Below are 20,597 nucleotides of genomic sequence, written 5' to 3' on the forward strand. Positions count from 1 at the left end.
TCCTTCCTGACAGACGGGCTTCCTTCCCCGTCATTCTACGGGAACCTGGGCGAGCGGCGTGCGCGAGGCGTCCGACGCCCGCTCCAGGTTGTTGGGCTCGCGCCCCGGCAGGAACCGCTCCTCCCACCAGGAGCGCGGGATCTCCACGGGATAGTCGCCGGTGAAGCACGCCGTGCAGTAGCCGTCCTCCGGCACGCAGGCGAGAAGCCCCTCGACCGAGAGGAACCCCACCGAGTCCGCCTCGATGTGGGCGCGAATCTCGTCGAGCGACATGTGCGCGGCGATGAGCTGGTCCTGGCTGCCGGTGTCGATTCCATAGAAGCACGGCCACGTGACCATCGGCGACGCCGAGCGCACGTGGACCTCGGTCGCGCCGGCCGCCTTGAGCAGGCGCACGATCTGGCGGCTCGTGGTGCCACGGACGATCGAGTCATCCACCATCACGAGACGCTTGCCGCGCACCACGTCGGGCAGCGCGTTGAGCTTGAGGCGCACGCCCATCTGCCGCAGCTCCTGCGTGGGCTGGATGAAGGTGCGCGCCACGTAGCGGTTCTTGATGAGGCCGGTCCCAAAGGGAATCCCCAGCTCCTGGGCAAAGCCCTCGGCGGCCGGCGTGCCGGAGTCCGGCACGGAGATCACGAGGTCGGCCTCGACGGGCGTCTCCCGGGCGAGGCGACGCCCCATGTTGTGGCGCATCAGGTAGAAGCTCGACCCCCGCACCATCGAGTCGGGGCGCGAGAAGTACACGTGCTCAAAGATGCAGTTGGCACGCGCCCCCGGCACGCACCCGCGCTCGGAGCGGATGCCGTCGTCGGAGACGCGCACGATCTCCCCGGGCTCGACCTCGCGGACGAACGTGGCACCGGCAATGTCGAGCGCGCAGGTCTCGCTCGCCACGACCCAGCCGTCGTCGCCGAGCCGCCCGAGCACGAGCGGCCGGATGCCGTGCGGGTCGCGGAACGCGTAGAGCGCGTTCTCGCGCACGAGCACCATCGCGTAGCCGCCCTCGAGCATGCGCATCGTGTGCGCGATCCCAGAACGAAGCCGGCCCGCGCGCTGGGTGAAGTACCCGATGAGCTTGGCCGCGACCTCGGAGTCGGTGTTAGAGCGGAACGGGATGCCCATCTCGATGAGCTCGCGGCGCAGCGCCTCGAAGTTCACGAGCGTGCCGTTGTGCGCCAGCGCGATGACCACGTCGTCGACGACCGAGAGGTGCGGCTGCGCGGACTCCCAGCCCTTGGCGCCCGCCGTCCCGTAGCGGCAGTGCCCGCAGGCCACCTTGCCCGGCATGGCGGAGAGGTCCGCGTCAGTGAAGACCTGCGTGACCAGGCCGAGGTCCTTGCGCACGAGCACGGTGCTCCCGTTGCCCACCGCGATGCCGGCCGACTCCTGCCCGCGGTGCTGCAGCGCCCGCAGCGCAAAGTACGTGAGGCGCGCCACGTCGCGCCCGGGCGCCCACACGCCAAAGACGCCGCACTCCTCGTGGAGACTCTCGCTCATCCGGTTCCTCTCTGCGCGCTGGCGCCGACGGCGCAGCCGCGAAGCGTCACTCGGCCCCCTCGGAGGCCGCCTCGATCTTGGGGACGCACACGAGCAGCGTGCGCCCATCGTCGCCGTAGTCGTAGTTGCAGGTGCACAGCGTCAGGACATGGCTCGTCTGGGCGATGAGCGCCTCGGCCTCGGGACTCTCCGCCACGGCGCGGCCGAGAAGGTCGCTCAGGTAGGCACGCAGCTCGTCGTCCGACTCAAACACGAATCGACGCGCGTTCTCGTCGCTCGCGTCGGTCTGGTAGATCAGCAGCGGCGTGAGCTCGTAGGTCGCCTCCTCCGTCACGTACCAGACCGTGGACACGCTGTCGAACATCCCCTGGTCGACCATGTCCGAGACGACTTTGAACATGGAGCCGTTGCGCAGGTGGTGACCGTAGATCAGGCTCTGCCCGTCCACCATGCCCGGCGCGGTGTTCTCGCAGTCCATGAAGATGGCGCCGCCGAGCGAGGAGCGTCCGTCTCCCCCGAGGGAGAGGTACTTCTCGTTGTCGGACGCCTGGTAGACGGGGAAGTTCACCACGGTGCCGGGAATCTGCACCCAGCCCACGACCTCGTCGTTGACGGCCTTCAGACCCTCCCAGTCAACCTGCGGGGGCGTGGTGCCATTATCGGAGACGTCGGCGTAGGTGGCCAGCTCCTCGTTGATGGAGTCCTGCTCGTAGTAGCGCCACTGGTTGAAGATCCACAACCCCACGGCCGTGGCGATGAGCGCAAAGCCCACCACGAACAGGACGACCGAGACGATCCGCCCCGCGCGCTTTTTGGGGTCGCCGCTCCTGCGGCCGGAGAGGTCGTACGGGTCGGTCTCGGCAAAGTGGGACCGCCTGCGCCGACGGTCGACCGGCTCGCCGGACACGACGGGGATGTAGTGGGCCGCCGAGCTGTGCGGGGTGTCCGCGGCGTGGGGGTTGCCCTCCGGCGCGTGGTAGGACTCGTCGCCGCCCCTGCGGGTGGTGAGGTGCGTGCGCGGGTTGCCGCCCACGCGGCGCCGCTTCGGGCCGTCCTCCGGTTGCCTGAAGTGCGAAGCCATCGCCCCTCCTCGCCGGGCCGCCTACGCCTCGGCCATCTGGCGCTTGAACTCCACGACCTTGTCGCGGTACTCGGGCATGGTGGCGCCCAGGATCTGCGTGGCGTAGATGGCCGCGTTCTTGGCGCCGTTGATGGCGACGCACGCCACCGGCACGCCGGAGGGCATCTGCACCATGGAGAGCAGCGAGTCCATGCCGCCGAGGTCGGAGGTCTTCATGGGCACGCCGATGATGGGCAGCGGCGTGAACGCGGCCACGACGCCGCCCAGGTGGGCGGCCTTGCCGGCGGCGGCGATGATCACCTTGAGGCCGCGGTCGGCCGCGGAGCCGGCCCACTCGTGGACCTTGTCGGGGTTGCGGTGCGCGCTGGCGATGACCAGCTCGTACGGGACGCCCAGCTCCTCGAGCTGCTTGGTGCACGCCTCCATGGTGGGCAGGTCGGACTTGGAACCCATGATGATTCCCACGAGCGGCTGGTCAGCCATGATGCCTCCTCTGTCGTTGCATACGCCCCCTAGTATAGGGACAAAGCGGCCGAGAAGGACCACCTACTTGCGCTCCTCCACGGAAACCGGCGCCACACCCAGGCGCACGTCGCGCTCCTGCTCCTCGCGCAGCCGCTCCCAGATCCACGTGCGTAGCAGACTCTGCCGAGGCTGGCCGCAACGACGCGCCTGGGCGTCGATCTGTCGGAGCATGTCGACCGGGAGGTCGAGGTTGATCTTCTTGGTAAGGGTGACGACGAACACCTCGTCGGGATCGGGTTCGACCAGGCGCGCGCTGTCGTAGTCGAGAAACTCGTCGATGTCCTCGCCGTTATCGAACATCTCGTCGAACTCCTCTTCGGTAATGACTTTCTTGCCGTCACGCGAGCGAATCATATTCCATCCTCTCCTTCTTGCGGGATCGACGGACCGAGATGATGCGGGTCGCGCCGTTGCGATAGGTGATGATCGCGGTCCAGTGCCTGCCGCCGATCATTCCGTAGACCGCATAGCGAGAGATGTCGCTGCCGGCACGAACCCTCTTCTCGACTGTTCTCCCCCTCCAGAGCTCCCGCGCCTCAAAGAAGCTGATGCCGTGCTTCTCGACGTTTGTCCGGCTCTTCTCTGGATCCCACTCGAACTCGCGAATCTTTGCCATCGCTGCTCCTCAGTATAGATATTGAATCGATATTGTTTCAATACCTAAACGGGTGGTTTTGCCCTGCCGAGAAGAGCGTAGCGGGTGCCGCTTGCACTTCGTTGCTCGATGGCAGACCCCGGGCTGGCCCCGGGGTGACCGCGGGCTGCCACGGCGCAGGTCGCGCACCCCGGCGGCGCGCGCCACGCAACCTGTCGTAAAAACGGCGCGTTACGAGCCCCCACATAACGTCCAAAAGGGCTATGCTGTGCCCTTGTACGCTGGTCCATCAGTCCGCGGACAAAGGAGAATCCCATGAACAACGCCAGCAATCTGTACCTCTACCAGCGCGAGGGCGGCTACCTGCCGCGCGTCGCGGCCGTCCACGACCTTTGCGGCTACGGCAAGTGCTCGCTCGGGGTCGCCATCCCCGTGCTCTCGGCCGCCGGCATCGACGTGTGCCCCGTGCCCACGTCGCTCTTCTCGGCCCACACGCGCTTCCCCAAGTTCTACATGCACGACACCACGCCCATGCTCACCGACTACCTCGACGCCTGGCGCGAGGAGGGCATCGGGCTCGACGGCATCTACTCGGGCTTCCTAGGCTCCGCCGAGCAGGTTGACGCCATCCTGCGCCTCTACCGCGAGTACCCGGGCGCGCTGCGCCTCGTTGACCCGGTGATGGGCGACGGCGGCTCCAAGTACCCCACCTACACCGACGAGATGTGCGAGGCCATGAAGGGCCTGGTTGACGGCGCGGACGTTCTCACGCCCAACCTCACCGAGGCCTCCATCATCACCGGCATCCCTTACGAGAGCCAGGACGTGGACGAGGCCTACGTGCGCCACATGACCGACGCGCTGCTGGGCATGGGCGCCAAGTCGGTGGTCCTCAAGGGCGTGGTCCACGCGGGCGAGAAGATCATCCGCAACTACGTGGCCGTGGCCGACGGCGACGGCACGGTGGAGGAGGTCTCCGGCGAGCTGCTCCCCTACATGCTGCACGGCACGGGCGACCTCTTCGCCTCGGGCCTCGTGGCGGCGGTCTACGCCGGCAAGGACCTGCTCTCGGCCGTGCGCTTTGCGAGCGAGCTCGTGCGCCACGCCATGCAGATCACGCCCGAGCAGCCCGACTACGAGGTGCGCGGCGTGAGCTTTGAGAGCGTGCTGGGGGACGTGACCGCCCTTCTCGCCTAGCCCTTCTCGTCTAGAGGCAGAAGCCGGCGATGACGTCGAACTCGTAGACCGGGTTGCGCGAGTAGTTGGGGTCGCCCTCGGGGGTGACCGTCATCTGGTACTGGCTGTCTGAGCCGGCGGTGCGCATCCACCAGTAGTCGTCGGCGAGCGCGAGCTGCGAGCTGGCAGACGTTGAGACGCCCTGGTCGGCGAAGAGGCGGTACTGGGTGCCGTCGACCGACAGCCAGCTCGCCGGGCCGCAGATCTCGGCGTAGGACAAAAGCCACATGAGGTCCGAGGTCTGGCACTGGCCGCCGCCGGGGGCGTTGGACGTCTTGTCCACGGAGACCAGCAGGTCGGCCAGGCCCTCGGGCAGCTGGCCGGGCACGGTCTGGTTGAGCCAGGAGCGGATCGGCGAGTCCTCCCAGGACACGGGGCCGTCGGGGCCGTACGCCTGCTTGCCCAGCGAGGCGCGCGTCACCAGCGTGAGGCCCGCGACGCCGGAGCCGTCGGAGCGCTCGTCGCTGCGGATGCCCGCCACGGCGACGGGCACCGTGGTGCCGCCGGAGAGCTCGAGGTCCTTGGTCTGCGTGGCGTCGAGCGAGCCGTCGGCGCCGCAGAGGTTGTACTCGGCGGCGATCTTGACGCCCTCGGTGTCGGAGGACGCGTCGGCGATGAGGGCGGAAATCTGGGAGAGCTCCTGCCAGGAGTACTCGTCGAGGGCCCCGCGGACCTCGGGGGCGCCCTCGGGGACCGTCTGCTCCTCCTCGGCCTCTTCCTCCTCGTCGTCGGCCTCGAGCGGCGGGATGCTGCCGTCCGAGGGCGGCTGCACGACGGGCGCCTGCTCGTCGGCGGGAGCGAACGGGCCGATCCAGCTCGTGCCCATCACAAAGAGCACCGACACGGCGATGAGCGCGACCACCGCGATGCCGCCCACGAGGGCGACGGTGGGCACGCGGCTCCCCTCGAAGCCCTCCGCGACCGTGCGCCCGCCCGCGCGGAGCTGGCGCCCGGCGGAGGCGAGGTGGGTCCCGGCGGTGCCGATGAAATCGGAGGTGGTCGACGCCGCGCTCTTGGCGGCGGTCTTGAGCTTCTCGGTGGTGAGGGCGGCGGTGCTGGCGGGGGCCTCGGCGTCGGTGGCGTCCGGGGTCGGGGCAGGCTCGGCGGCCTGCGTCGCATCGACCTCCTCGGTCGCCTGCGGGGCGTCCTCGCGCTCGGCGTCGGGGGCGACGCTCTCCTCGGCGGCGGGCTCGACCGGCTCCTCCACGAGATCGATCGCCTCCGCGACCTGGGTCGCCGCGTCCTTCTCGGCCTCCACGACCTCCTGGACCTTGGGCCGGGCGTCGGCGTCCACGCGCTCGACAACGGGCTCCTGCGGCCTGATGCTGGGAAGCTGCGAGCGGAGGTCGGCGCGCGCCGCGGCGCGGCGGGCGCGGGGCTCGAGCGTGTAGGCGCGCGGCGGGGGCGCCAGCGGCACCAGCGGGACGGCGCCGGCGGCCAGCGGGTCGATCGGCTCCTCGAGGCGCTTGGACGCGGGGACCTCCTCCACGGGCGCGCCGCAGACGTAGCAGAAGCGAGCGCGCTCCGGCAGCTCCTCTCCGCACTTCTTGCACCTCATGGACGGCCCTCCTTCAGTCGTTTCGTCAACATGGTAGCGTGACGCGGCCAACATGGGGAGCCTCGGGCGCAAAGCCGCCCCCCCGAGCGGGGCCAAGGCGGTCGCGACTAGCGCGTTCGGGTGCCCTGAACCGGGGTGAAGGAAGTAGTGACCTGGTCGCGCAGCTCGCCCTGGACCGTCTCGTCGATGCCTGTGATCGTACACGAGAAGTTGACGCCGGTCGCGGACTGCGTCTTCTCCCAGACGAAGGTCATGAACGAGGCCACGTCGCCGGTGGGCTTGAGGAACCCAAAGAGGGTCGACTGCTGCATGCGGCCGTCCTCCCCCACGTGAACGCTCACGTGGTAGACCACCGTGTCGATGTTGGGGTTGAGCAGCGCGTTGACGGCCAGCGCCGTGGCCTGGACCTGGGAGGTCGAGAAGCACTCGAGCGCGCTCGAGGAGCTGGTGTCGATGACGCTCACCTCGATGCGGCCGGTGTTCTCGTCGGCCTCCTGGACCGTGAAGTCGGCGGGGAACTGCGTGAAGCCGTCGCCCCACTCGACGCCGCCGGAGAGCGCGTCTGCGACGGTGCGCACGCTCGCGGTGTCGGCGAGGTGGGCGGTGTTGAGGCGGCGGACGACGCCAAAGGCCACCTGGCCGGCCACGACGAGGACGAGGAACGCCAGGACAAAGATGACCGCGGTGCGCGTGATGACCTTGCTGACGTCGGAACCGGAGGGGTCCTCGCCGGAGAGCGGGTCAACGTCGACGGAGACGCCCTTCTCGCGGCGGTGCGCACGCTGACGACGGGCGCGCTCCTCGTCGGAGTGGCCGCTGTGGTCGACGGTCGAGAAGAGCTTCTCTGCCTCGTCGGCCGAGAGCGCGCCGCGCTGGGGGCGAACGTTGTCGCGCCTGTTGAACATGCCCTCCCCTCCCGACAATGCCTCGCTCCGCAAGTATACAGCGCCGACCTGCCGAGAAGCGCCCCGGCGCAGGTCGCGGGAAACGTCCACAAGCGGGGCGGGAGCGGGGCGGGAGCGGGGCGCGATCCAGGAATCGCGGCCCTTGTCGGCTGCCGCTCTAGGAATCCGGGGCTTGTCACGGACGCGTCTAGGAAACGCCGCCTTTGTCCGGGATGACTCTAGGAAAAGCGCCCCTTGTCCGGCGCGGCTCTAGAAAATGCCGCCCTTGTCCGGCCCAGACGACCAGCGGGCGGACAAGGGCGGCGATTCTTAGACGGTCCGCGGACAAGGGCGGCGTTCTTTAGAAGGGCTGACGACAAGGGCGCGGATTCCTAGACGCGCGGCGGACAAGAGCGGCGGTTCCGGGACGGCCGCGCGCCCTACGCGAACTGCATCTCGAAGTAGCGCGCGTACGTGCCGCCACGGGCGAGAAGCTCCTCGTGGGTCCCGCGCTCGACCACGCGGCCGGCCTCGATGGTCGCGATCTCGTCGGCGCCGCGGATCGTGGACAGCCGGTGCGCGATCACGAGCGTGGTCCGCCCGCGCGAGAGCTCCTCGAGCGACTCCTGGACCGCCTGCTCGGACTCGTTGTCCAGCGCGCTCGTGGCCTCGTCAAAGATCAGGATCGGCGGGTTCTTCAGGAACACGCGCGCGATCGCGATGCGCTGCTTCTGGCCGCCGGAGAGGTGGCTGCCGCGCTCGCCGACCTGCGTCTCGTAGCCGTCGGGCAGGCTCTCCACAAAGTCGGCGATGTTGGCACGGCGCGCGGCGAGGCGGATCTCGGCCGCGGTGGCGTCGGGGCAGCCGTAGGCGATGTTCTCGGCAATCGTGCCGTCGAAGAGGTAGACGTCCTGCTGCACCAGGCCGATGGCCTCGCGCAGGCTCCGCTGCGTGACGTCGCGCACGTCCTGGCCGTCGATCGTGACGGAGCCGGAGTCCACGTCGTAGAAGCGGGGCAGCAGGGCGCACGTGGTGGACTTGCCGCCGCCGGACGGGCCCACGAGCGCGATGGTCTCTCCGGGGCGGATGTCCAACGTGAGGCCGTTGATGACCTCGTCGTCCTTCTCGCCCTGGGCGTCACGGGCGTCGGGGTACGTGAAGTGGACGTCGTCGTAGCGGATGGCGCCCTCACTCACGCGCAGCGGCTTTGCGCCGGGACGGTCCAGGATCTCCGGCTGCTCGTCCAGCACCTCGCAGAAGCGTCGGAAGCCCGCGATAGCCTTCTGGAAGGTCTCGGTGAAGTCCAGGATCTGCGTGATCGGCGCCGTGAAGAGCGAGATGTAGAGGGCGTAGGTGGCGAGGTCGGCCGCCTCCATCTGACCGCGCGCTATCAGCCAGCCGCCAAGAACCACCACAACGGTGTTCAGCGCGCCCATCATGACGGCAATGGCGGCCTGGTAGCGGCCCATGGCGCGATACATCCGGGTCTTGGAGTCGAGGTAAGCGTCGTTGCTCGCGCGGAACTTCTCGCCCTCCGCGTCCTCCGCGGCAAAGCCCTTGACCACACGCATGCCGCCGAGCGCGTCCTCCAGACGGGAGTTGACGCCGGAGATGCGCACGCGGTTCTCGGTGTAGACGGCGCGCATGCGCACGTTGGCCCACACGTTGTAGGCAACGAGCAGGCACGCGATGAGCGCGAGGACGGCCGTGAGCGGCGCGTTGATCGTGGAGAGTATCACGAAGCTGCCTGCAATCTCCACGACACCTATGAGCAGGAACTCGGGGCCGTGGTGGGCTGCCTCGGAGATGTCAAAGAGGTCGGAGACCAGGCGGCTCATGAGGTCGCCGGAGCGGTTGCGGTCAAAGAACGCAAAGCTCTGGCGCACATAGGCGTCAAAGAGGTCCTCGCGCATGCGGCTCTCCATGCGCGCGCCCATGACGTGGCCCCAGTAGATGACAAAGTAGCGGCAGACAAAGCGCAGCGCGTACATGGCCACGAGGCCGACGGCGATGTAGGCCAGCACGCCCAGGATGGCGTCCGGGCCCTCGGTGAACAGGCCGCCCGCCAGGCCGCGCAGGATCTGCGGGAACGCCAGGTCCACGGCGGCCACCGTGACGGCGGCGACGATGTCTATGACAAAGAGGTGCAGCTGGCCCTTGTAGTAGGTGAGGAAGCGCTTGAGCATGGGGCGGCTCCGTCGTCTGGGGTCTGGTTCCGGCGCACTAGGGTAACACGCGCGATGGCGCGGGTCACGGGCCGATCCCGGTCCGCGGGGTATGTGCACTCCTCTCACGGGTATGTGCACGATCGCATATTTGATTTTCTGTCCAACACCAGCGTTTCCGCAGGTCAACGAATTGACGAGAAAAACATCTGCTTTCTAACTGCGCACACACCAGCAAGCAGACATCACATGCCCTGCGCGCCGGGCGACGCTACTCCTCCGGATCCGGGGTGAGGCGGTGCATGACGGCGTCGCAGATGAGCGCCCCCACGACGGTCTTGGCATCCTCGATGCGGCCGTCGAGCACGGCGTCCACGAGCTCCTCCAGCGGGACGAGGTCCACGTTGATGAACTCGTCGGCGTCCGGGTCGGAGCGGGAGAACTCCAGGCCCGTCGCCATGTATATATGGATGAGCTCGTCGCAGAAGCCGTCGGAGGTGGCGATCGTGGTCAGGAACGCGATCTTCTCGGCGGACATGCCGGTCTCCTCCAGCAGCTCGCGGCCCGCGCACTCGAGCGGGTCCTCGCCGGGGGCGAGCTTGCCGGCCGGAATCTCCACCGTCACGCGGCCGAGCGCGGTGCGGTACTGGCGCACGAGGCAGATGCGGCCGTCCTCGGTAAGAGCCACGATGGCGACGGCGCCGGGGTGGCGCACCACGTCGCGGATGGCCACGCGGCCGTCGGGCAGCTCCACGCGCAGGCGATCCACGTTGAAGATGCGGCCGGTCCAGGCCACGTCCTCGGTGAGCGGACGCTCGGCGAGGTCGGCGTCGCGCGGGTCGTCGTCTCCGAGGACGAGGTCGCGCTCCTCGGGCGCGCCGGAGAGGTGGTCCAGGCTCGAGCGGTCGCCGTCGTAGGTAAAGGCCTGCACGGACTCGCGCATGTCGTCGAGGGCTGCCTGCTGCTGGTTCTTATCGGTGTCGGACATGGGTCCTCCTTGGGAGCGAGGTTCTTCTCGCCCTCATGATAGGGCAACGGGCACGGGGCCGACGTGCCCTCGTGAATTCACGAGGGCGGGTATTTCTCGGCTTTGGCACAGAAAGTGGCCGCCCGTGAATTCACGAGCGGCCACGTGCGAGGCGGATGCCCTTCTATGCGGGTCGGCGCGCTACTGCTTGATCGCGCGCATGCCGATGTCGGAGCGGTACGTCTTGCCCTCGAAGTCGATGAGCTCGCAGGCGGCGTAGGCGCGCTCGCGGGCCTCCTCGAAGGTGGGCGCCACGGCGGTGACGTCGAGTACGCGGCCGCCGGCGGTGACGAGCGAGCCGTCCGCGGCGAGCGCGGTGCCGGCGTGGTAGACGGTCACGCCGGGGAGCTCCTCGGCGCGCTCGATGCCGGTGATGACCTTGCCCTTCTCGTACGCGCCGGGGTAGCCGGCGGAGGTGAGCACCACCGAGACCGCCCAGTCGTCGTCCCAGGAGACCATGTCCTCGGAGAGGGTGCCGTTGTCGCACGCGAGGAAGAGCTCCACGAGGTCGCCCTTCATGCGCGGCAGCACGACCTGGGTCTCGGGGTCACCGAAGCGGGCGTTGAACTCGAGGACCTTGGGGCCCTCGGACGTGAGCATGAAGCCGCCGTAGAGGCAGCCGGAGTAGGTGATGCCCTCCTCGGCGAGCTCGGCCACGACCTTGCGCTCCACCTCGACCATCGCGGCGAGCTGCTCCGCGGAGACCAGGTGCTCCGGGACCGGCGAGTAGACGCCCATGCCGCCGGTGTTAGGACCCTTATCGCCGTCGAGGGCGCGCTTGTGGTCCTGCGCGGTGGCGAGCGGCACCACGGTCTTGCCGTCGGTGAGGGCGAGCAGCGAGCACTCGGGGCCGTCGAGGGTCTCCTCCACCACGACGGTGGCGCCGGCCTCGCCGAACGCGCCCGAGAAGCACTCGTGGACGCCGGCCAGGGCCTCGTCCAGGGTCTTCGCCACGATCACGCCCTTGCCCGCGGCCAGGCCGTCGGCCTTGACCACGATCGGGGCGCCCGTGCGGCGCACGTAGTCGGCGCAGGACTCCTCGTCGGTGAAGGAGCGGTAGGCGGCGGTGGGGACGCCGGCGCGGCTCATGACCTGCTTGGCGAACTTCTTGGAGCCCTCCATCTGGGCGGCGGCGCCGTTGGGGCCAAAGCACGCGATGCCCGCGGAGCGCACGGCGTCGGCGACGCCGGCCACGAGCGGGGCCTCCGGGCCGATGACCACGAGGCCGATGTTGTGGTTGCGGGCCCACTCGGCCACGGCGACCGGGGACTCGGCGTCCAGGCCCTCGACCTTCTCGGCCATGACGTCCATGCCGCCGTTGCCGGGGGCGACGTAGAGCCTGCCCGCGCGCGGGGACTCGGCGAGCTTGGCAAGAAGCGCGTGCTCGCGGCCGCCGGAGCCCAGGAGCAGAATGTCGACCTTGTTCATGAGAACCTCCTTTGCAGGGCCCCGCGGGGCCGTGATCTACCTATCGTTTCCGGTTTGGGTTCGTCGGGGTCGCGGCCGCTGATTGCGACCTGCGGGTTTGTGCGTCGGTGGAGGCGGGTTCCTCGAGCTGCGAACCCAAACCGCGGAGAGAGGCCTCGTCGCGCCAGTAGGCGGAGCGCGGGGCGATGGCGACCGCCACGGAGCCCGCGCCCGTGACCTCCCTGCCCAGGGGCAGCGCGCGGACGGTGCCCAGGCAGCTCGTTGGCGCGGCGGCCTCGTCGAGCGCGCGCTTGACGGCACGCAGCGCGCGGACGTCGCCCGCCTCGGCGAGCGCGTGGACGAGCTCGCCCTCGTTGCCGGCCACCGTCGAGGCGGCGCGGGCGAGGCGCAGGGCGAGCGAGGCGCAGTCGGCGCCACGGGCGAGCTGGGTGAGCTCGCCGCGAGAGAGCAGGTAGAGCCCGCGCTCGCCGGTCACGCGCATGCGCAGGCTGGCAGCGGCGCGGCCGATCAGGCCGGCGCGGGACGGACGGCGGCGGCGCGCCGCGAGGGGCGCGGACGACGCGGGGATCACGAGCAGGCGGACACGCGCGGCGAGCTCCTCGAGGCCAGCGACGGCATCAGCGAAGTCGACGTCAAAGTGGCGGTAGCGGGCGGCGCGGTCGATCAGCATGCCCGTCGCGACCGAGCCCGACCCGGAGTCCACGACGCGCACGTCGGCGACGTCCGCGCAGACGGCCGCCGCGAGCCGGGCGTCCTCCACGACGGGCGAGAAGGCCGCGGCGGAGTGGATGGAGACCACGCGCGCAAAGCCCTGCGCGGCGAGGTCGCGGTAGAGGCGCTCCAGGGCGTCGCGCGCGCCGTCCGCGCCGGCGGCGCCCAGGCGCAGCGGCACGACCGCCGCCTTCTCGAGGAACGAGAGCGGCAGGTCGCACGTGCCGTCGCAGACGATCGCGAAGTCCTTCTCGGCCACGCGGGCCTCCCGCCTAGTGCCAGTAGCGGTCGATGGTCTGCTCGCGGTCCGGGCCGACGGTGATGATGGAGACGCGCACGCCGGCGAGCTGCTCGAGGAAGTCGATGTAGTCCTTGGCCTCGCGCGGGAGCTGGTAGAAGTTGCGGATGCCGGAGATGTCGCACTTCCAGCCGGGCAGGGTCTCGTAGACCGGCTTGGCGTGGTAGAAGACGCTCTGGTGCTCGGGGACGGTGTGGTACTCCACGCCGTCGCACTCGTAGGCAACGCAGACCTTGATCTCGTCGAGGCAGCCGAGGACGTCGAGCTTGGTGATGGCCAGGTCGGTGAGGCCGTTGACGCGCGCGGCGTAGTTGACGACGACGGCATCGTACCAGCCGCAGCGGCGCTTGCGGCCGGTGGTCACGCCGTACTCGTGGCCGACCTCGCCGAGCTTGTCGCCGATCTCGTCGAAGAGCTCCGTGGGGAACGGGCCCGAGCCCACGCGGGTGAGGTAGGCCTTGGCCACGCCGAGGACGCGGTCGATGTTGGTGGGGCCCACGCCCGAGCCGGTGACGGCGCCGCCGGCGGTGCAGTTGGAGCTGGTGACAAACGGGTAGGTGCCGTGGTCGATGTCCAGCATCGTGGCCTGCGCGCCCTCAAAGAGGACGCTCTTGCCGGCCTCGATCTGCTCGTTGAGGAACAGGCTGCTCTCCACGATGTAGGGACGGATGCGCTCGGCATAGGGCAGGTAGGTCTCGCAGATCTGCTCGACGGTGTAGGTGGGCAGCTCGTAGACCTTCTCGAGGATGGGGTTGGTGTAGGCGAGCGCGCTCTCGAGCTTCTCGCGGAAGATCTTCTCGTCCAGCATGTCCTGGATGCGCAGGCCGGTGCGGTTCATCTTGTCCATGTAGCAGGGGCCGACGCCGCGCTTGGTGGTGCCGATGAGGTTCTTGCCGAGCTTCTTCTCGTGCGCGCCGTCGAGGTCCTTGTGGTAGGGCATGACGATGTGCGCGTTGCCGGAGATCTTGAGGCGGTCGGCGGAGATGCCCTGCTCGGCGAGCATGTCGATCTCGGAGAGGAGGATCTCGGGGTCGACGATGCAGCCGTTACCGATCACGGGGTAGGTGCCCTCGTACATGACGCCGGAGGGAACCTGGTGCAGAGCCAGCTTCTTGCCGTTGGCGATGACGGTGTGGCCGGCGTTGGCACCGCCGGCGTAGCGGCAGACCACGTCAAAGTCGCCGGAGATGAGGTCGGTGACCTTGCCCTTACCCTCGTCGCCCCACTGAGTTCCCACGAGCACCGATGCCGACATGTGCGCCCCTTCGTCGCGATTCACATACGAACCCACATTATACGGCACTCGCGCCCGACAAAGGTGCCGGGGTTGTTTGTCAGGTTCCTGACAAACAACCCCGGCACCTTTGTCGGGCGTCGTCGAGCTTAGTCGTGGAAGGAGTCGATCTCAACGAACTTGGTCGAGCCGGGCAGGAACGTGAGCGGGACGTCCGCGAGCGCGCCGGAGCGGTTCTTGGCGATGATGAAGGTGGTCTCGTTCATCGCAGGGCGGTCCTCGCGCGCGGCCTCGTCCTCGTTCATCGAGCGGTCGAGAAGGGCGACGATGTCGGCGTCCTGCTCGATGGAGCCGGACTCGCGCAGGTCCGAGAGCTGCGGGCGCTTGCCGGTGCGGTTCTCGACGGTACGGTTGAGCTGCGAGAGCGCCACCACGGGCACGCCGAGGTCCTTGGCCATGATCTTGATGCCGCGGCTCATCTCGGAGACCTCGGTCGCACGGCTGTCGGAGCGGCGCTGGCCGGCGGGCGGGGAGATGAGCTGCAGGTAGTCGATGATGACCAGGCCGAGCGGCTTGCCGTGCAGGATGCGGCGGGCCTTGGCCCGGATCTCGGTCACGGTGGTGCCGGGCGTGTCGTCGATGACGATGTCGAGCTGGGAGAGCTCGTTGGTGGCCTGCAGGATCTGCGGCCACTGCTCGTCCATGATGTTGGCGGAGCGGATCTCGTGCAGGCCCACGCGCGCGTTGGCGGCGAGCAGGCGCTGGCCGATCTCCACCTTGGACATCTCGAGCGAGAACATCGCGACGGCCGCGCCCTCGAAGGCCGCGTTCACCATGAGGTTGAGGGCGAACGACGTCTTGCCCACGCCGGGGCGGGCGCCGATGACGATCATCTGACCGGGACGCAGCCCGAGCAGGCACTCGTCGATGCGGGGGAAGCCGGTCTTGACGCCGAGGACGCGCTCGTTGTCGGCCGCGGCGGCGCCCAGCTCCTCGTAGAGGTCGCCCATGATCTGCTCGATGGTCTGCTCGCTCGAGCGGACGTCGCGGTTGGTGACGTCGAGCAACAGGCGCTCGGCCTTGTCCACGACCTCCTTGGTGTCCTCGGGCGCGTCGTACGCCAGCGCCGTGATCTGCGCGGAGGCGTGGATCATCTTGCGCAGCGTGGTGTCGCGGTGGAGCATCTCCACGTGGCGGCGCCAGCCCACGAGCGCCAGCGAGTTGGTGCCCAGGCCCAGAAGGAAGCTCCGGCCGCCCACGCGCTCCAGCTCGCCGGTGCTCTTGAGGTAGTCGGCGAGGGAGATGTTGTCGATCGGGAGGTTCTTGTCGAACATCTCGCGCATGGCCACGAAGACCGTGCGGTTGGACGGCTGGTAGAAGTCCTCGGGGTCGAGCGAGATCAGGCACTCCTGGAGGGCGTCCACAGAGATCATCATCGCCGACAGGACCGAAGCCTCGGCCTCGGCGTTCTGCGGCATGGCCATGCCGCCGTCCACGGTCATGCGCGTGGGGTTGACGTCATAGTCGCTCATGGTCCGGTCCTCCTCCCGACTCGCGTCCGACCATTCTAGCGCGAGCACCGCTTGGGACGGGCCGAGAAGAACGCGCAGCTCCCCCTCTTTAAGAGTGCTGTCAAGGGGTGAATTCCGGCCGCGGGCCTCTTCGACACGCGCGGGGTCGTGGGTGCGCGGCCTGACCGGTGCGTTTGCGCCCTTTCAACGTTTTCAACAAATTTTTTTCGCGCTGTTTGGTCACGTTGTCGACTAGTTTTCAACATTTTTGAGGCCGTCTGGGCGCTTCAGAAAGCAGTCTCAGAATGAATATAAGAGGGTGTAGCAGTTTGCAAAACCGCAGGTAGAAAGTGGTCTGCTCCTGAAGAACCACAAGAACGCCCCGGTCAGCGCGGTGCCGACCGGGGCGTTTCCTTACTTCTGGCTGACCTGCGGATATTGTAGAAACCCGCAGCTCAGTAATTCGTTCGTCGAAAAGTGCCGAAACTACTCGGCGGTCTCCTCGACGGCCTCCTCGACGGCCTCCTCGGCCTCGGCCGCAACCTCGGCCTCGGGCTCGGCGGCGGTCTCCTCGGTCACGCCCACGAGGACGTTGACCGTGGCCGTGATCTCACGGTAGAGGTTGACCTCGACGGCGTGCTTGCCGGAGGTCTTGATGTTGTTGCCGCGGCCAACGCGCTTGCGGTCGACCTCCAGGCCGAGCTGGGCCTGGATGGCCTCGGCGATCTGAGCGGGGGTGACGGAGCCGAAGAGCTGGCCCTCCTCGCCGATCTTGGCGTCGACGGTCACCGACTTGCCGTCGAGGGCGGCCTTGGTGGCCTCGGCAGCGGCGATGCGCTCCGCCTCGCGCTTCTCGATGTTGTGACGACGCTCCTCGAGCTGCTTGATGTTGCCCGGGGTGGCGGGCTGGGCGATCTTGTTGGGGAACAGGTAGTTCTCCGCGAAGCCCTGGGCGACGTCAACGACGTCACCCTCGCCGCCCTTGCCCCGAAGCTCACTCAAGAGAATGACCTTCATGAGACACTCCTTCGTTCGGTCGGGTCTCCCCGGCCGCTAGTCCTGCATCGACTGGCCCGCGTCGCTGGGCGAGGCGCCACGCGTGAGGTGGCGGAAGTTGGCCCAGACGTCAACGAGGCCTGCGATGGTCAATACGACGAACTGTACTTCCAGATAGAGCGCAGCCGCGCACACGAGCACCGTGCCGACCGGGCCGAGGCCCTTGTCGCGCGCGACCCAGGCGACGACGGCGAGTCCCTGCACCGCGAGGGCGATCCTCACGGACATGGCGACGTTCGCCGAGAGGGCGAGCGCGACCTGGGACACCGCCCCGTCGACGGAGAGCGCGAGCGCGATGCCGGCGACGGACGCCACGAAGACCGCGACCACCCACAGGGGCAGGTCGAAGTCAGCGAGGAGCGGGGGACGGGTGACCGTGCCGTTCGCGGCCCTCGACGCGACGAGCGCGCCGACAAGCGACGAGACGCACGAGGCGGTGGCGGCCATCACGTAGGCCACGGGCCACAGCAGGCCCAACACCGCAAACACCGCCCCAACCTGGTCTGCGGCGCCCGTCAGGTCGACGAGCTGCTGCCGGTAGGCGTCGAGAAGGGACTCGATGCCGGCGGACAGCGTGGTTCCGCTGGCCAGGGCGACGAGCTCGTCGGCGCCGATGAGCGCGAGCGCGGCGACGGCGACGGTGGCGCACAGGGCGCCGGGAGTCAGCCGACGGGCCGCGACGAGCTCGCAGACGGCAACGGCGACGAGGCAGGCGGCGACGGCGGAGACCACCGTCGAGACGCCACCCGCGAGCGCCAGCGCCGCAGCGGGGACGAGCGTGGCGGCCAGACACGAGACCCGGGAGCGGAGGCCACCCGTCGGGGCGACGGAGAGGTACCCGTAGCCCACGAAGGCGGGCCCGACGAAGGAGAGCGTCGAGCTTGCCACCGCACCGCCGAGCGCGCAGAAGAAGATCCCGGCGAGAAGCGACGGAGCGCCGCTCCTCTCGCCGCCGGTGCGAGGCATGACGCCCCGTCCCTCGCGCGCTGCCCCCGAGACGCCCTGCGGCACCGGGGGTCGGTCGTTGTTGGTCCAGCCGGTCATTGGCTGCGTTCTATCTTCCGCGAACTAGCCGCGGTTACGACCGCCGCGGCTGGAGACCACGGGGACCGTGTAGGGGAGAAGCGCCATCTCACGGGCGCGCTTGATGGCAAGCGCGATGTCGTGCTGGTGCTGCGTGCAGGCGCCAGTGACGCGACGCGGCTTGATCTTGCCGCGGTCGGTCATGTACTTGCGGAGGAGCTGCACATCCTTGTAGTCGATGTACTCGGTCTCCTCCTTGCAGAACTGGCAGTACTTGCGACGCGGCTGGCGCTGAAAATCCTGCTTCTGCTGAGCCATGTCTTCTTGCCTTTCTGTTGGCGACGCGGGGCCGCCGGATGGTTAGAACGGGATGTCCTCGTCGTAGACCTCGGCCGACGGCGGGGTCTGGACGGGCGCGGCGTAGTTCGGCTGCGGTGCGGCAGCGGGGGCGACGTAGCTGGGCGCGTCCTGCTGGAACGCCGGCGCGCCACCCTGCTGGCTCCTCGACGAGAGGAACTCCACCTCGTCGACGACGACCTCGAGCTTGCTGCGCTTCTGTCCGTCCTTCGTCTCCCAGGAGCTGTAGCGAAGCTTGCCCTCAACGGCAACCTTCGAGCCCTTGGAGAGGAAGCGGGAGAGCGGTTCGGCGCGGGCGCCGAAGACGACGCAGTCGACGAAGTTGGGGTAGTCCTCCCACTCGCCGCTCTGCGGGTTGCGCCTACGGTCGTTCACGGCGACGCCGAACGAGAGGATCGACGTGCCGGCGCCGGTGACGCGCAGCTCGGGGTCGCGGGTCAGGTTGCCCGAGATGTTCACCCTGTTGATGCTCATGGTCTCGCTCCCTCCTGCGGGCGCTTGCCCGCACTTCCATGCCTACTCCTTGTCGGCGCGGCGCACGATCATGTGACGCTTGACAGCGTCGTTGATGCGCAGAACTCGGTCGAGCTCGGCGATCACCGTGGGATCTGCGTGGAAGTTGATGAGGGTGTAGTCGCCCTCCGTGAGATCGTCGACCTCAAAGGCGAGCTTGCGCTTGCCCCAGTCCTCGACGTTGTCAACCTTGCCGGTCTCGCCGAGCGCAACCTCGATGCGCTTCATGACGGCGGCACGAGTCTCCTCGTTGCACGTGGGGTCGACAAAATACAGCAGTTCATAGGCCTTCATGTGTTTCACCTCCTCTGGGCTAATGGCCCCGGGTCGTGAAGGACGCCCGGAGCAGGAAAGGTCCGGCGAAGCATCATAGCACATGATGGCTACCTGCTAAAACCTTCCACATCCCGTTGCAGGGGATGGTAGGCGCAGGACCTGACACCAACTGCCTCGATGGCGTGCCGTGGGCTGTCATCTGGCTAACAACGGCAAGGTCATAACGCGTGCGGCGCCGCACCATCCCTGATGCGGCGCCGCACGGCGACACGGTTTCTCCACGAATGGGACTACTGCGGGAGCTGGTCCTCGCCGTCCTTCTCGGCCTCTCCGGGCTCGGGCTCGGCGGGGGTGACGGCCTCCTCGGGCGTGGTCTCGACCGGCTCGGCGAGGCCCATCGGCTCCGGGTCGGGCGCGGGCGAGGGCTCGGCGGGCTGCGCCGTGGGCGCCGTGCCGGGGAGCGGGTCCTCCTCGCGGCCCCAGGCGGGCACGTTGAACTGGCGCATCCAGAGCGCGACCGCGGTGTAGCCGAGCATCATCATCACGACCGAGTACGCGGCGGACAGCACGAACCCCACCACGATCCACGGGCCGAGCGCCCCGAGGATCGTGACGACGATCTCAAAGAAGACGGCCATCCGGGTGGAGTCGGACATGATGGCGTCGAACTCGGCCACGTAGTCGGCGAAGTAGACGATCTGCGGGATGAGCGTCCCGAGCGCCAGCAGCATGATCAGCGCGCTGACCACCCAGAAGATCGCGGCGCCGGCCATCTGCATGCCAAAGATCCGGACGAGGCCGGCCACGTCGCTTCTCACCATCTGCCAGATGGTGGGCACGCGCAGCCCGGCAACGATCCTCTGGTAGATGGTCGCGCGCAGGGCGGCGACCATGATCATGATGCCGAGGGCGATCGAGAAGATCGTCCACGCGAAGACCAGCAGCGGGCCAAAAAGCGGGACCATGGCGAGCAGGCCCAGGATGATCGAGTTTGCGATGCTCCAGACCACCGTCACGACGAAGACGCGCCAGCCGCTGGCGATGCAGGCGCCCACCCGCACGTTCTTCTGCTTGGGCGACGAGGTCACGCCCCACGCGGTGAGGCGCGCCCACTCCGCGACGTAGCCCATCACGCCGAGCAGGCCCACGATGGGGACAAGCGTGGCGGCGATCATGGCGAGGATCGGCTTGATCCAGCCGCGGTCACGCGTGAGCAGGGCCCAGGAGCGGGCGAAGTAGCGGTCGGGCCTGAAGCCCTCGAGGTCGGCGTCGTTCATCGTGTGTTCCCTTCGCGTTGGCCTGTCTGTAGGGTACCCCAGCCGCGCCGGGCCCGAGCCGCCGCGGCAACAAAAAACCGGCCCCGTGGGACCGGTCGTTGCGTGCGATGGCGGAGGAGGAGGGATTCGAACCCTCGTACCCCCGAAGGGGTAAACGGTTTTCGAGACCGCCGCATTCAACCACTCTGCCACCCCTCCGAAGGGTGACGTGGCCCCTTGCGGGGCCACGGAAAGTGCTGGCGGAGAGTCAGGGATTTGAACCCTGGAGACGCTTTAGGCGCCTACACGATTTCCAATCGTGCTCCTTCGGCCACTCGGACAACTCTCCGTGAAATGGTGCAG

The 20,597-nt window shown here is 68.4% G+C and carries 20 protein-coding genes and 2 tRNA genes; 1 reads left to right on the forward strand and 21 read right to left on the reverse strand.

Going from position 1 to position 20,597, the window contains the following annotated elements; translation table 11 throughout:
- Positions 1-30 precede the first annotated feature (30 nt).
- The 5 genes from purF to B5F73_RS08755 all read right to left on the reverse strand — a co-directional run bounded on the left by purF (position 31) and on the right by B5F73_RS08755 (position 3,722).
- Positions 31-1,500, reverse strand: a complete 1,470-nt coding sequence (purF, locus tag B5F73_RS08735; RefSeq protein ID WP_087227861.1) for an amidophosphoribosyltransferase — start codon at positions 1,498-1,500, stop codon at positions 31-33.
- Positions 1,501-1,546: 46 nt separating this feature from the next.
- Positions 1,547-2,581, reverse strand: coding sequence for a class B sortase (locus tag B5F73_RS08740; RefSeq protein WP_087227862.1), 1,035 nt, complete (start codon positions 2,579-2,581; stop codon positions 1,547-1,549).
- A gap of 21 nt (positions 2,582-2,602) precedes the next feature.
- Positions 2,603-3,064, reverse strand: coding sequence for a 5-(carboxyamino)imidazole ribonucleotide mutase (purE, locus tag B5F73_RS08745; protein WP_087227863.1), 462 nt, complete (start codon positions 3,062-3,064; stop codon positions 2,603-2,605).
- Between the two features lie 63 nt (positions 3,065-3,127).
- Positions 3,128-3,460 (reverse strand): CopG family antitoxin, encoded by a 333-nt coding sequence (locus B5F73_RS08750; protein ID WP_204206306.1) that lies wholly within the window; start codon positions 3,458-3,460, stop codon positions 3,128-3,130.
- Positions 3,444-3,722, reverse strand: a complete 279-nt coding sequence (locus tag B5F73_RS08755; RefSeq protein WP_087227864.1) for a BrnT family toxin — start codon at positions 3,720-3,722, stop codon at positions 3,444-3,446. Before B5F73_RS08755 ends, B5F73_RS08750 begins: the two co-directional genes overlap by 17 nt.
- 294 nt (positions 3,723-4,016) lie before the next feature.
- On the opposite strand from B5F73_RS08755, the gene B5F73_RS08760 reads away from it, so the two are divergent.
- Entirely contained in the window at positions 4,017-4,898 is an 882-nt protein-coding gene (locus tag B5F73_RS08760) for a PfkB family carbohydrate kinase (protein ID WP_087227865.1), read from the forward strand.
- 10 nt (positions 4,899-4,908) lie between these two features.
- Here B5F73_RS08760 and B5F73_RS08765 read toward each other — a convergent pair whose 3' ends face one another.
- From B5F73_RS08765 to B5F73_RS08840, 16 genes are all read right to left on the reverse strand, one after another.
- Positions 4,909-6,495, reverse strand: a complete 1,587-nt coding sequence (locus B5F73_RS08765; RefSeq protein ID WP_158094791.1) for a DUF6273 domain-containing protein — start codon at positions 6,493-6,495, stop codon at positions 4,909-4,911.
- Positions 6,496-6,602: 107 nt separating this feature from the next.
- A complete protein-coding gene (locus B5F73_RS08770; RefSeq protein WP_087227867.1) occupies positions 6,603-7,400 on the reverse strand; it encodes a hypothetical protein in 798 nt (265 codons plus the stop codon).
- A gap of 419 nt (positions 7,401-7,819) precedes the next feature.
- Complete coding sequence (locus B5F73_RS08775; RefSeq protein ID WP_087227868.1) at positions 7,820-9,565, reverse strand: ABC transporter ATP-binding protein; 1,746 nt, start codon at positions 9,563-9,565, stop codon at positions 7,820-7,822.
- A 250-nt stretch (positions 9,566-9,815) separates the two neighbouring features.
- Positions 9,816-10,532 carry an NUDIX hydrolase gene (locus B5F73_RS08780; RefSeq protein WP_087227869.1) on the reverse strand — a complete coding sequence of 239 codons (717 nt, stop codon included), beginning with the start codon at positions 10,530-10,532 and terminating at the stop codon, positions 9,816-9,818.
- Positions 10,533-10,712: 180 nt separating this feature from the next.
- A complete protein-coding gene (gene purD / locus B5F73_RS08785) occupies positions 10,713-11,999 on the reverse strand; it encodes a phosphoribosylamine--glycine ligase (RefSeq protein ID WP_087227870.1) in 1,287 nt (428 codons plus the stop codon).
- A gap of 40 nt (positions 12,000-12,039) precedes the next feature.
- Positions 12,040-12,969: a DegV family protein gene (locus tag B5F73_RS08790; protein WP_087227871.1), complete on the reverse strand. Its 930-nt coding sequence runs from the start codon at positions 12,967-12,969 to the stop codon at positions 12,040-12,042.
- A gap of 13 nt (positions 12,970-12,982) precedes the next feature.
- The gene (locus B5F73_RS08795) at positions 12,983-14,263 is read right to left on the reverse strand and encodes an adenylosuccinate synthase (protein ID WP_087227872.1); all 1,281 of its coding nucleotides are present in this window, start codon (positions 14,261-14,263) and stop codon (positions 12,983-12,985) included.
- 128 nt (positions 14,264-14,391) lie between these two features.
- A complete protein-coding gene (dnaB, locus tag B5F73_RS08800; protein WP_087227873.1) occupies positions 14,392-15,774 on the reverse strand; it encodes a replicative DNA helicase in 1,383 nt (460 codons plus the stop codon).
- Positions 15,775-16,239: 465 nt separating this feature from the next.
- On the reverse strand, positions 16,240-16,770 hold the full coding sequence (rplI, locus tag B5F73_RS08805; RefSeq protein WP_087227874.1) for a 50S ribosomal protein L9: 531 nt from the start codon (positions 16,768-16,770) through the stop codon (positions 16,240-16,242).
- A gap of 36 nt (positions 16,771-16,806) precedes the next feature.
- Positions 16,807-17,853: a DUF2232 domain-containing protein gene (locus tag B5F73_RS08810; RefSeq protein ID WP_087227875.1), complete on the reverse strand. Its 1,047-nt coding sequence runs from the start codon at positions 17,851-17,853 to the stop codon at positions 16,807-16,809.
- 24 nt (positions 17,854-17,877) lie between these two features.
- Positions 17,878-18,150 (reverse strand): 30S ribosomal protein S18, encoded by a 273-nt coding sequence (gene rpsR, locus B5F73_RS08815; RefSeq protein ID WP_072373695.1) that lies wholly within the window; start codon positions 18,148-18,150, stop codon positions 17,878-17,880.
- Positions 18,151-18,192: 42 nt separating this feature from the next.
- Complete coding sequence (gene ssb / locus B5F73_RS08820; RefSeq protein WP_087227876.1) at positions 18,193-18,663, reverse strand: single-stranded DNA-binding protein; 471 nt, start codon at positions 18,661-18,663, stop codon at positions 18,193-18,195.
- 42 nt (positions 18,664-18,705) lie between these two features.
- Entirely contained in the window at positions 18,706-18,996 is a 291-nt protein-coding gene (rpsF, locus tag B5F73_RS08825) for a 30S ribosomal protein S6 (RefSeq protein ID WP_087227877.1), read from the reverse strand.
- Positions 18,997-19,268: 272 nt separating this feature from the next.
- Positions 19,269-20,255: a DUF4013 domain-containing protein gene (locus B5F73_RS08830; RefSeq protein ID WP_087227878.1), complete on the reverse strand. Its 987-nt coding sequence runs from the start codon at positions 20,253-20,255 to the stop codon at positions 19,269-19,271.
- A gap of 108 nt (positions 20,256-20,363) precedes the next feature.
- A tRNA-Ser gene (locus B5F73_RS08835) sits at positions 20,364-20,453 on the reverse strand.
- Between the two features lie 39 nt (positions 20,454-20,492).
- Positions 20,493-20,583: transfer RNA gene (locus B5F73_RS08840), tRNA-Ser, on the reverse strand.
- Positions 20,584-20,597: the final 14 nt, after the last annotated feature.

It is taken from the genome of Olsenella sp. An270, from assembly GCF_002159735.1.
Taxonomy (GTDB): domain Bacteria; phylum Actinomycetota; class Coriobacteriia; order Coriobacteriales; family Atopobiaceae; genus Thermophilibacter.